The sequence below is a fragment of the Priestia megaterium NBRC 15308 = ATCC 14581 genome, from assembly GCF_000832985.1.
GTDB lineage: Bacteria > Bacillota > Bacilli > Bacillales > Bacillaceae_H > Priestia > Priestia megaterium.
Genome location: NZ_CP009920.1, coordinates 5,144,048 through 5,156,022 on the forward strand (window position 1 = coordinate 5,144,048; position 11,975 = coordinate 5,156,022).

Genomic DNA, 11,975 nt, shown 5'->3' on the forward strand with positions numbered 1-11,975 from the left:
TACTTACTTAACTCAAAAAAAAGAAATTCAGCAGTTACTGAATTTCTTTATTAGTTTTTTGCTTTTTTGTATCCTGCTTCTTGCGCATCTTTTTCGGTACAAAACCAAATGACGTGGTTCATGGTTTGATTGTAGTGCGCCCCAGTTGGCACGTGATAAATTTTAGAGTTCTGATTTCCTTTTATTTTACCTTCACAGCTTTTGGCAGACTGAGTATCCTTTTGTTTAGAAGAGGACTGATTTTTTACAGCATCCGTATTATACCCTTTTTCCTGGGCATAGTTTTCAATGCTCCAGATTCCTTTTTCGCTTTTTCGAGCCTGCTCCTGGATTTTCTTAAATTCATCTACGTACTTTGTGTTAGGAGGAAATACTGCTACGCGGGCTAGCCCTTTTGCTAGCAGCTCTTCATTATACAGCTCATTGTCTATCCATACATACGCAAGTAACCGGCCATATTGATCACGCTCTTGCACATCAAATTCAAGGGTGATTTCCTGTCCTTCTAGCCTTTTTTTTGTGTAAGCAGATGCTTCTGGACCAAAGGGCTGTACGCCTAGTTTGGGATGCTTTGTTTCTGGGGTATCAACAAGAAGTAATCGCACGCGATCTCTCTTTCCGTTCAGCATTTTCACTTTAAGCGTATCACCGTCCACTACTCTTTCTACCGTAGCCGCCTCACCTACTACATCTTCACGATTTGCTTTAGAAGGACTATGATCTTCTTCTTGATCTGATGAATCTTCTACTTGAACTGCTTGTTTTGTATCGGCAGAAGATGTGCTTGAATGACTTGCCTGCTCATCGCTGCATCCAGTAAGAAGCAGCATAAACATCGCAAGCATCGTGCAAATAATTGCTTTTATTTCTTTCAAAACCCGGGCCCTCCTTTAACACGTTCCCTATCTACTATATAAAAGTAAAATGATTTTATAAATAGTGTAGATCACCTAAAAACAAAAACTCGTGAAAATACCTTTCACGAGTTTTTTCGTGCGACTGTTATAAAAATTGGTTACCTGTTTTAAAGTTATTCTTTTAAATAGCATCTATTTTATTTTTATTTCACGAACACATTTTTCGTTTTAGTGTATCCAGATTTTTAATCATGAGGATATTTTACACTACAAATACATTTATCGTCTACCGCCTTATAAGAATAAGGAATAGCCGCACAAATAGAATAAGTGTGAATATTTCAATATAATAACTGGCTAACACGATTGCTATTTTTTTGTAACATAAATAAGAGCCCTCATTAACAATAGCTAATAGGGCTCTTCAAACCTTTGTTTTTACGATCGAATTTTTTGTTTGCGCATCCACTGGGTAGCGACCCACTTTTCTCCTTTTATAACAGGAGCTCCCCCGTGGAGAGTACGGTCATTAAGTTCAGCGTCACTATAAAAATATTCAAAGTACACGGCCATTCCTTTTGTCGGAGATACGGAAAGACCCAGCTTAGGAAAATAAGTTTCTCCTCCTTCTTCGACATCGTTTAAGTACATAACCAATGTACTAATACGGTTGTTTTTAGATGCTTTACTTGCAGAAGTGAAATAATCGTGATGTGCTTTGTATTCTTGGTCAGGCAAGTATTTTAAAACTTGAAGACCTTCAGCATATTCAATAGATGGTCCCATGATTTTAGAAAGTCGTCTTTCGATTTGATGTACAAGCTCGTTTTCGCTTTCTTCAAAAAACATGCCGCTGCTCGTTCGAATACTGTTTACTTCACGTGCAGCACCAATTTTTGATCGCTGCATTTTATCTTTGGATAGCTGTATAAGTTCGTCACATTCTTCGTTACTTAGGACATTTCCTAAAACTAGAACAAGAGGCTCTTCAAATCGAGCAACAATATCAATCTCTCTGTCTTCTAATTTAATTTTATTCCCTGTATGGTTAAAAATCGTTTGTTCTTTCGTTAGTAAAGATGTATTAGTTAGAATCATCTTTTATCGGCTCCTCGAAATAGCTATTTTCCAATTCTTCACTTCATTACATGTAAACGCTTACTAATAAGAATTATATCATGAATACGAAGTAAATTCTGCTAGTAAAGGAAATAAATAAAAAGAAGCCCGTTATATAACGAACCTCCCTCATTTTTTCTTTTAGATTTCACATGTCGTTTAAATGCTTTAACTATCTAAAAGACTCTTTTAATATAGAGTATACGTATCAAAGGCTGCCTAAAATCAGCGATACACAAGTTCTTTTTTACTTAAATCAAGCGTTTGTGATGTAGAAGCATGAATTTCGTTAAAAAGCGCTGGATTTTCTACCAGTGACAAGCCGTAAGAAGGAATCATTTCTTTTATTTTTGATTCCCATTTCTTCATATGCTGCGGGAAACACTTTTCCAGCACTTCAAGCATGACATGAACGGCAGTCGAAGCACCTGGCGAAGCACCGAGCAATGCAGCAACGGAACCATCAGCTGAACTCACAACTTCGGTACCGAATTGAAGAGTTCCTTTACCTCCGGCTTCCGTATCTTTGATTACTTGTACACGCTGACCCGCTACGACGATATCCCAGTCTTCGCTTTTTGCGTTTGGAATAAACTCGCGAAGTTCTTCCATACGCTTTTCATCGGACAACAGCACCTGCTGAATCAAGTATTTCGTTAAGCCCATCTCTTTGACGCCTGCTGCTAACATCGTTAAGATATTATTCGGTTTTACAGAATTGATTAAATCCAAATTTGAACCCGTTTTTAAGAACTTTGGTGAAAAGCCGGCAAAAGGTCCAAACAGCAGTGTTTTTTTGCGGTCGATATAGCGTGTATCAAGGTGCGGAACCGACATCGGCGGAGCGCCAACCTTTGCTTTTCCGTACACTTTCCCGTGATGCTGCGCTACAACTTCGGGGTTATTGCATACCATAAATAATCCGCTTACCGGAAACCCTCCAATATGTTTGGACTCAGGAATACCCGTTTTTTGGAGTAAAGACAGACTTCCGCCTCCTCCTCCGATAAAAACAAAGTTCGCCGTGTGATATTCCTGTTTGCCGGTATGAATATCATGTACTTTTACTTCCCACGAGCCGTCCGCGGTACGTGTCAGATTTTCAACGCTGTGGTTATAGTTTATTTCTACCCTTTTACTTTTTAAATGTGTAAACAACATACGAGTTAAAGCTCCAAAGTTCACGTCTGTCCCTGAGTCGATTTTGGTTGCCGCAATTGCTTCAGTCGATGTACGGCCTTTCATAACAAGCGGCATCCATTCTTTTAGCTTTTCAGGACGATCTGAATATTCCATCCCTTGAAACAATGGATTATTTGATAACGCTTCAAAACGTTTTTTCAAAAAGGATACGTTCTTTTCTCCTTGTACGAAACTCATATGAGGGATTGGCATAATAAACTCTTGCGGATGATGAATTAAATTACTGCTTACAAGATATGACCAAAACTGTCTTGAAAGCTGAAACTGTTCATTAATCCGCACTGCTTTCGTAATATCTATAGATCCGTCAGCTTGTTCAGATGTATAGTTCAACTCGCACAGTGCAGCATGGCCAGTCCCTGCGTTATTCCATTCATTCGAGCTTTCTTCTCCTGCATCTGCGAGTTTCTCAAATACTTTGATTTCCCATTCCGGCGCTAACTCTTTTAGTAAAGATCCCAACGTTGCGCTCATCACTCCGGCCCCAATTAAGATAACGTCTGTTTTTTTATATACATTGCTCATCACAATCTTCCTTATCTTTTATATTTTAAAAAAGCACCTTTTAGCAACATGCCTGTTCTACCTGACTCTCTACAGATTAAGTATGTCTGACAAGTTATCTGTCTTACATAATGGGTGTTTTTATACATACCCTTTCATCTTGTCCTTTTTTAACATGCTCAATATCACTTCAGCGGTTTCTTCAACTGCTTTACCTGAGACATTAACAATAGGACAGCCAATGCGCTTCATAATTTTCTCAGCATAGTCCAGCTCTTCAAGGATTCGATCTACATTGGCATAATTGGCTTGAGACGCTAAACCTAAATTTTTTAATCGTTCTTTTCGGATTTCATTGAGCTTATCCGGTGTAATAACTAAACCAATACATTTATTTTTCGGAATAGTAAAAAGTTCATCAGGAGGCGTCACTTCTGGAACTAACGGTATATTCGCTACTTTAAGACTTTTATGAGCTAAATACATAGAAAGTGGCGTCTTAGATGTTCTCGAAACACCAATCAACACTAGATCAGCTCGCTTGATGCCTCTGAAGTCTTGTCCATCATCATATTTAACAGCAAATTCAACTGCTTCTACTCTTCGGAAATAGTTATCGTCTAATTTTCTCGTTAATCTCGGTTGGAGATTAGGTTCTTTATTAAAGGTTTGGCTAAAGGCACTCATGAGTGGGGTCATTAAATCAATGGCTACAATTCCTTCTTCTTGTGCCTTTTGGTCAAGATACTGTTTTAAAGGTGGGATGACGATAGTATACGCAATGATGGCCTCGTTACACCTTGCTTCAGCAATGATATTATCAATATTTCCCTCATCTTCTACGTAAGAAGTATTTTGAATTTCAATATCTTCTCCACTAAATTGAGTTAAAACTGCTTTTACCATCAGCTCAGCCGTTTCACCTACTGAGTCGGAAACTATATAGACAATTTTTCTTTTATTCACATTAAATCTTCCTATTCTTTGATTTTAATAGTTTAATAACGCTAGTATTTTTTGTTCAACTATCATTTATCAGCTTGCAAGATACATATTTTATGGGTAATGAATGGGCTAATATCCTGGATACTGTGATTATAAACACTTAAAAAACGAGCGAATCTAGGATTTATGTCATACTAATTATAAAATAAAACTAAATATGTTATACTATTTTCATTAAATGTTATATTAGCATTAAATATACGGAGATACAATCCCTTTTCTCCGCATTTTATAAAAAGTTTGAAGAAAGAAAAAGTTTAGATGTTAAAATGTTTTATGCTTTGGCATGGTGGCACTCATCAGGGCTGAGAGGCGTTTTGCAGCGATAGGTACGAGGATAGTTATATAGTTATGTTGTTTATAGCATGATTTTTAAGTTATAGAAGATTTATTCTTATCTATTCTTTTTAGCTAAGAGTGCTATAACTAAAAATAATGAACGGTTTACTTTCCACCTTATGTATACTAAAAACACCGCCTAAAAGACGATGTTTTGAATAGTTGGTTATAATGCATTGTCATGAAATAGATTAATTTTTATAAAACGGGATTACTTCTAGTAGATTTTTGCAATAAAAATTTAGAAAGATAATGAGATACGCCGTTTTCGTCACAGTTAAATTCCGTTACGTCATCGACAATTTCTTGAATATGATCCGGCGCATTTTTCATCGCTACGGCATAGCTGGCAAACTGAAACATTGGTAAATCATTATTGCTGTCGCCAATTGCTAGAATGTCTTGCTCGGGCAAATTAAAATGTTTTAGCATTTGCTGAATTCCCGTTGCTTTATTTACGTTTGCCACCATCACTTCAACATTGTGTTTAGATGAAGTAGAAGTTGTAAAGTCGATTTCTTTTTTAAGTTCTTCAAGTTCCTCTTTCCATTTATCGATATGCTCGTGCGTTCTTGCAAAGAAATAGAACTTTGAAAATTCACTTCCCTCTACAGAATCTTTCCAGTCAATTTCTTCTTTAATCGCTTGTTTACGAGAAAGCCATTCGTTAATTTCCACACTGTCTGGCTTTGGCTCTCTAATTTCATTTTCCACATAGGACTGATCTTGTTTTAGCGTCACGCGAGGTGTGCCATACGGGAAAAGCTCGTAGTATACCTTGTTCGCTCTTGCTTTTTCAATAATAGTTTCCACCAATTGAAGCGAAAGCGAGTGCTGAAAGACTGACTCTTTTCCTACGTACCCTGCCATACCATTTGACGTGATAAATCCATCCACTTGAAAGCCTTCAGGAACTAACTCTTCTATTTCATCAAACGCTCTTCCCGTAGCAATAAAAACAAAAATTCCCTGTTTTCGTAATTCGTCAATGATTTCTTTTGTTTGAATACTTACTTTGTTGGAGCGATTTAATATCGTGCCGTCCATATCTAAAAAAATTGCTTTAGGTTTTAACAACATATTTATTCCCCCTATTTGTAAAAAGAGTGTACTTGGCAAGTATAAACTTTTCCATTTTCAAACTCAATGAATGTACTTTGCTTTTCTCTTTTATAAAACTACTATAATACTCTCCTTACATCTAAAATTGTACAAGCGCTATAAAGAAAGAATTTTATCTTTGCAATAAGCCTTTATATACTAATAGCCGGCTAGGCTAATTTGATATAAAACTGCATTCACAAAAACGAATTTTTCTTTTAGCCTTTAGAGTATCGTTCAAAAAAGATATAATAAGACTGTTACAGATTAAATACATACAGAGGAGGTCAACATGAACGAACCATCCAATTTTTCTCCTTACCTTATTAAACAAATCAGCGATGCGATCGATGACAATATCAAAGCAAAGTGCATAGACTTTTTATATGATTCTCATTCGTTTTTTTCGAATGAAAAAGATTTTATAGAAGACTACATTTTAAATATATTGCAAGATACGTTTGTTTTAGAGAATAAATTAATAAATCCTAAGGAAATAAGAAATCCCGCTTACAAAAGAAGGCAATCGAATAAGAAAAACTGGCTGCAAACGTTAAAAAAAGATATTAAAGCAGAAAAGCCTAATCCTATTTTTGAAGACATTGAATTGGCCAAAAAAGTGATGGATAAAAAAGTGGATACCGAACACTTAAAAAAGCTGTTTGGCGTGGAAAAACCTGAAGATATTTTAAAGATAAAGTTAAAAGAAGTAGAGGCATGGGCTAAAAGTAAAAAAACAAACATTACTGATTTTCCTTATTTAGATTCAAAAATGAATTATCAAATAGAGAAAGCATTTCACACGGACTTTACTTTTTTAATTGCTGAAATCATACTAGAAAAATACAATGGGAATTTGAGTAACTGGATTGATAAACGATTAAATTCGTGGGTAGAGGCCCCTATCTTCTCAAATGAAAGTCACTCTCTTAAAACCAATATGGAAGTTAAAACAAACTCCCAAGAAGTCGTTTTATATAATGACTATAAAGTTGATGAAGAATATTTCATTCGCACCATTATCCCTGTGAATGATAATCAAACGGTTCTTTCCAAACGAAATATGGTATTAGATCCAAAAGATTCTCAAATTATCCAGTTTGCTCTTTCACAGCGCGACGAGATGTTTTATAAAGAAAAAACGGTGACTCTTGATTTAGCGGATATCGTTAAAGAAATTTATAATTCAAAAGGTGTAAAAAACTATGAAGCGGTTGAAGCCCGCATTATGAAAATTGCCAGATACCATGTAGAAGGTGTAGCGAAGAAGAAAAATTCCAGAGATACAAAATTTGCAATAAACTTCTTCCAAAAAGCTGTTATTGAAACCGATGAAGTAACGGGCAGACGATATGCAACCATCGTATTTAGCGACGATACGCATCAAGGCTTTTTAAATCAGCAGTTTGTACAAATTTATAGTGACGTTATTAAAAAGTTTAAAGATAACTCGCTGTCTTCTTTACTGCTGTATGCATTTCAAAAAGAGCGATTAGATTGTTATTTACAAGAGAAGTCTTACACCCATTTTTACCCGTATCAATATTTTGCTTCAAAAGTTCGTTTTCGTTCAAAGAAAATTGATGTCAATCTAAAATTAATTAATGAATCTCTAGCAGAGTTTGTTAGCAATCAAGTACTGATCCAAAGTTATCAGCAAAAACTTCAAGGATTTGAAATCTCTTTTATTCCTCTTCAAAATTATGAAATTCAAGACTATTTTGGAGGAGAACATAGAGAAACATTGGAAGGGTAAATTGTTCCCTTCCTTTTTTATTTGATATTTTTCCACTTTCAGCTTATAAATACAAAATATCCCTCTATTTTTATTTCATAGTTTGGAAGTTTTGTCATTTTTAACGTACTAACCAGAAGCTTTTGCTGTTTTTGACGTACCTGTTCGCTTCTTTTGCCGTTTTTAGCGTACTAATTACTACCTTTTGCTGTTTTTGACGTACCACTCTGATTCTTTTGCCATTTTTGACGTACTACATTCATTTTATTTACTCGTAATCACTTATTAATTGTTAATTATTCTCTTTTTTTCGTAAAACAATCCTACCTTTTGCCGTTTTTGACGTACTCCTTCACTACTTTTGCCGTTTTCTGCGTACTAAACATTGCTTTTCCCTTTGTTATTGCCTTTTCAAACCCCATTTTTTATTTTTTTCGCAGCATATATAAAGCTTTTGCCATTTTTGACGTACCAAACAAAAACTTTTGCTGTTTTTATCGTACTACTACGTCGTTTTTGACGCTTTTCACGTACTAAAAATAGCTTTTGCCATTTTTGACGTACTGATGAAATTCATTGTGTTATTTACAACGATCAGAGAAGTGATTTTTTTACCTTTTTTTAGGTGAATCGAGATAACTTTTGCTGTTTTTAGCGTACTACTCTTCACTTTTGCTATTTTTGGCGTACTATACTGAGCCTTTTGCCGTTTTTTACGTACTAAAACGCATAAAGTTTTTTTTGATTTTTACTGATCGTAACAAATACTGTTCTGCCGGCGCTTGCTTGCTTTTGCCGTTTTTGGCGTACTAAAAAACCTATACGCTTCACCCCTTGATATGACAGCATTCTTTGAACCTTTTGCCGTTTTTAGCGTACTACTCGTTCGTTTGCGATTCTATTTCTTATTGATATAATTTTCACAAGGTATTCTTTGTTATTTTACCCTAATAAATTATTGTTGATATGAAATAGATTGGAGGGATTCTCATGATAAAAAAAGAATTTGCGAAAATTGGAAAACAAATTATTCGCCAATTGTCTAGCACCGTAGAAAAATATAAAGATATTGAAGATCACATGGACCTAGACGCTCATGGGAACCCTACAATCAAAACAGTGGCAGAACATCACCGTTTATCTAAATCTCAAATTTCACAATTAATTTTTTATCACTTCCTTCACGTTGATGAAAGAGGTATTATTTGTGATGTTTCTGAAAAAGAGATTGCAGCCGCTTTGAACTGTACCGTTCGAACAGTTCGCAACAACAATGTAGTATTAGCAGAAACAGAATTAATTTCCTATTCTCGCAGCGGCAAAGGAATCAATATTTGTATTGTTCCCTATCCTCAATATTTTGAAGAACACGGCTTTGGGTTTATGGAATTAGAATATACTCGCTTTGAAGAACTTATTCTAATTGAAAATGTAAATGCCCTTCGCTTAGAGCTGCGCAAAGAATTGGTTTATGACAACGATACGATTAAGCGTCAGTTTAATCCTGCAGAAAACACTTCAAAAATTAGCTTTAATGATTATAAAATTTTTACGCCGAAATATACTCACTACAAAGGTATGATGCAAAAAATAGCTGAAACACAGACAAGCGCATTTAAAACAGTTGTCCAAGGATCTACTATTTTCTTTGTTTTAAAAGACGGAGCTAAAAATGGCAAGATGTCAAAACAAGAAAAGAAAGATCAATACGCTGCGGCGATTCGACGTACTATTGAAGAGACTTTTGTAAAATTATCTGGACACAGCACAGATTCTACCGGAATTATTATGTCTTCATTCCAAAACGAAGACATCGCTGATTTGGTTCAGCTTTCTTTTGAATATGGTATTGAACGAGTAAAGTCTGCCCTTTATTCTCTGATTGAACAGGCCTTCTTCAGCCATGATGCTCAAGTCGTTGAAAATTACGGTGGAAAAATCCGTACGCTCATTCGAAAAGAGCTTTCAAAAAATCTTCAAGATCAAGTCCCTGCCGAACTTACAGCTTCATAAGGGGCTTCTTTGGCATGCCTTTTTTTTATTTTCTCTCCCTTCTCTTCTCTTATTGATACAAATAGTGCAAACAAACACCCCTTTTTGCAGCTATCCAATTCCATTATCCTATCTATATAAACGTAATGAGTTCAAATAAATGATATTTCTTGTGTATAACTACGGAATATTGCTAAAAAAATACCTTCATACTTATCCACAAAAGAAAGAAAACATATTCAATGACTGTTATATCATCCTTTTTGTTGATAAAAACATCCCTTTTATTTTTTTATTAACGATAATTTCCAGGTTATTTACTCTTTAACACGACTATTTTTATCCACAGTGGAAATAATTCATACTTTTAATAGCAATTTTCATACTATGAGTTTTAAAATCCGTCTATTGCAGAAGAAAAAACATAGTGAATAAAATAGTTTCCATATCTGTTGTTATAAAAAACATCCTTTAGCTAAAGGATGCTGTTCACAAAAAATGTCTATTTTCCACACAGTTATTTATTGAAAAGCAATTTCCTCTCTAACCCTTGATATCATTGGGTTTTCACAGGGTTTTTCTTTCTTTAATATCTGTATATAATGTTTGTTAATAAGATCTATACTAATCTCTGTTATAAGGTTTTATTTAATATTTGTATAAAGAAATGTTTTAAAGATATCTATACCTGAGGATTTTTTCTTTTTCTAAATTAAGGAGTTTTCATTACGTATACCTAATACAAATAAATTAAAATAAAACAATAATTCAAACGCCTCTTCATAAATTCTAGTAGTATATTTTTAAAAATAAATTATACTATTCAGTAGAGAAAATTTTATAAAGCAAGAAAGGGACTTAGTCATGAAAGACATACAGTGGGTACAGAAAACTTTATTTAATACCGGTAAGTGGATTGACATTAGTGAAGTAATTATAAAGATTATCTTGATTTTCATTATTGCTCAAATCGTTATCAGGTTTGCTCGCAGTGTAATTAATAAAATCTTTGATTTCAGATTTAAAACTAAACTGCTGAGGTACAATGAACGTAAAGAAATAACGCTGAAAAAGCTTTGTCTGAGCATTGTCATGTACGTAGTGTATTTTATTGTACTTATTACGTCTTTAGAGGCAATCGGAATTAATATGAAAGCACTCTTAGCTGGTATTAGCGTAGCAGGATTTATTACAGGCTTAGGTGCACAAAATTTGATTAAAGATATTTTAAACGGTTTTTTTATTCTATTTGAAGATCAATTCTCAGTAGGAGATCACGTATCCATAAATGATACGAAAGGAACTGTTGAAGAAATTGGATTGCGTACGACAAAAATTCGCGGAGTGGATGGAGAGTTTTACTTTTTTGCTAATAGTAACATTACAAAAGTAGCGAACTATACGCTCGGTGAAATTCCCGAAGTACATAAGCCTGAACAAATAAAAACTCGTGAAGAATAGCTTCACGAGTTTTTATTTACGACAGTTGTAAAAAATTGATCGTATGATGTAAGGTGATAATCTGCTTCAATGTCGTCATTTTGAAATGCACATGTTTTGATTCCCAGTTCACGGGCAGGTTTTAAATCAAGCTCGCGGTCTCCAATCACTAAATCGAGCTGATACTTATCGTGAAGATAGGCATAAGCGCCGCTATCAGGCTTTCGTTTATAGCCATCATCTTTTGTAATAATCTCCGTAAAATAGTGCTCCATATTAAAAAATGCCAGGATATCAAGAGTAGACTGTCTAGATTTATGTGTAACAATTACATTTGTATCCGCAAAGCTCAGTACGTCTTCTACATGAGGAAAAGCAGGCTTATCTTTAGGATTGATTTTCTGTTCGAGCACATGGAAGTGTTTATCAAACAAAGATTTTTTAATATCGAAGTGCTTAATTGCTATGTCAGAAGATATCTTCATTTGTTTTAAAATATCGTCTTCTGAAATCGTTTGATCTGTTAGTAATTCTTTGAATGCTTTTACAATCGTTGGATAGGTATCAAAGATGGTTCCATCAAAGTCCCATAAAATATTCATTTTCACTGTCTCTCCTTTTTTAAAAACGTAACGATTATACCAAATTTTTCATTGCTTGTCAGTGAACCATTTTGTCGT

General features: G+C 34.7%; 9 protein-coding genes. 3 read left to right on the forward strand and 6 right to left on the reverse strand.

Annotation, left to right across the window (positions count from 1 at the left end):
- Positions 1–50: 50 nt before the first annotated feature.
- From BG04_RS26435 to BG04_RS26455, 5 genes are all read right to left on the reverse strand, one after another.
- Positions 51–875, reverse strand: a complete 825-nt coding sequence (locus BG04_RS26435) for a thermonuclease family protein (protein ID WP_034651036.1) — start codon at positions 873–875, stop codon at positions 51–53.
- Between the two features lie 420 nt (positions 876–1,295).
- Positions 1,296–1,955 carry a 2OG-Fe(II) oxygenase gene (locus BG04_RS26440; RefSeq protein ID WP_013057538.1) on the reverse strand — a complete coding sequence of 220 codons (660 nt, stop codon included), beginning with the start codon at positions 1,953–1,955 and terminating at the stop codon, positions 1,296–1,298.
- A gap of 246 nt (positions 1,956–2,201) precedes the next feature.
- Positions 2,202–3,704 carry a malate:quinone oxidoreductase gene (locus tag BG04_RS26445; protein ID WP_016764590.1) on the reverse strand — a complete coding sequence of 501 codons (1,503 nt, stop codon included), beginning with the start codon at positions 3,702–3,704 and terminating at the stop codon, positions 2,202–2,204.
- A 120-nt stretch (positions 3,705–3,824) separates the two neighbouring features.
- The gene (locus BG04_RS26450; protein ID WP_013083665.1) at positions 3,825–4,649 is read right to left on the reverse strand and encodes a pyruvate, water dikinase regulatory protein; all 825 of its coding nucleotides are present in this window, start codon (positions 4,647–4,649) and stop codon (positions 3,825–3,827) included.
- A gap of 576 nt (positions 4,650–5,225) precedes the next feature.
- Positions 5,226–6,107: an HAD family hydrolase gene (locus tag BG04_RS26455; protein WP_034651031.1), complete on the reverse strand. Its 882-nt coding sequence runs from the start codon at positions 6,105–6,107 to the stop codon at positions 5,226–5,228.
- Between the two features lie 313 nt (positions 6,108–6,420).
- Here BG04_RS26455 and BG04_RS26460 point away from each other — a divergent pair, with 313 nt between their 5' ends.
- From BG04_RS26460 to BG04_RS26470, 3 genes are all read left to right on the forward strand, one after another.
- The gene (locus BG04_RS26460) at positions 6,421–7,884 is read left to right on the forward strand and encodes a hypothetical protein (protein WP_013083667.1); all 1,464 of its coding nucleotides are present in this window, start codon (positions 6,421–6,423) and stop codon (positions 7,882–7,884) included.
- A gap of 969 nt (positions 7,885–8,853) precedes the next feature.
- Positions 8,854–9,876 (forward strand): hypothetical protein, encoded by a 1,023-nt coding sequence (locus tag BG04_RS26465; protein ID WP_034651029.1) that lies wholly within the window; start codon positions 8,854–8,856, stop codon positions 9,874–9,876.
- Positions 9,877–10,719: 843 nt separating this feature from the next.
- The gene (locus BG04_RS26470) at positions 10,720–11,316 is read left to right on the forward strand and encodes a mechanosensitive ion channel family protein (protein WP_016764594.1); all 597 of its coding nucleotides are present in this window, start codon (positions 10,720–10,722) and stop codon (positions 11,314–11,316) included.
- Positions 11,317–11,318: 2 nt separating this feature from the next.
- Here BG04_RS26470 and BG04_RS26475 read toward each other — a convergent pair whose 3' ends face one another.
- Positions 11,319–11,897, reverse strand: a complete 579-nt coding sequence (locus tag BG04_RS26475; protein ID WP_034651028.1) for an HAD-IA family hydrolase — start codon at positions 11,895–11,897, stop codon at positions 11,319–11,321.
- Between the last annotated feature and the right edge of the window lie 78 nt (positions 11,898–11,975).

Coding starts and splice junctions, on each gene's coding strand:
- BG04_RS26475 (WP_034651028.1), bottom strand. CDS start 11,897: ATGAATATTTTATGGGACTTTGATGGAACCATCTTTGATACCTATCCA.
- BG04_RS26470 (WP_016764594.1), top strand. CDS start 10,720: ATGAAAGACATACAGTGGGTACAGAAAACTTTATTTAATACCGGTAAG.
- BG04_RS26465 (WP_034651029.1), top strand. CDS start 8,854: ATGATAAAAAAAGAATTTGCGAAAATTGGAAAACAAATTATTCGCCAA.
- BG04_RS26445 (WP_016764590.1), bottom strand. CDS start 3,704: ATGAGCAATGTATATAAAAAAACAGACGTTATCTTAATTGGGGCCGGA.
- BG04_RS26455 (WP_034651031.1), bottom strand. CDS start 6,107: ATGTTGTTAAAACCTAAAGCAATTTTTTTAGATATGGACGGCACGATA.
- BG04_RS26460 (WP_013083667.1), top strand. CDS start 6,421: ATGAACGAACCATCCAATTTTTCTCCTTACCTTATTAAACAAATCAGC.
- BG04_RS26440 (WP_013057538.1), bottom strand. CDS start 1,955: ATGATTCTAACTAATACATCTTTACTAACGAAAGAACAAACGATTTTT.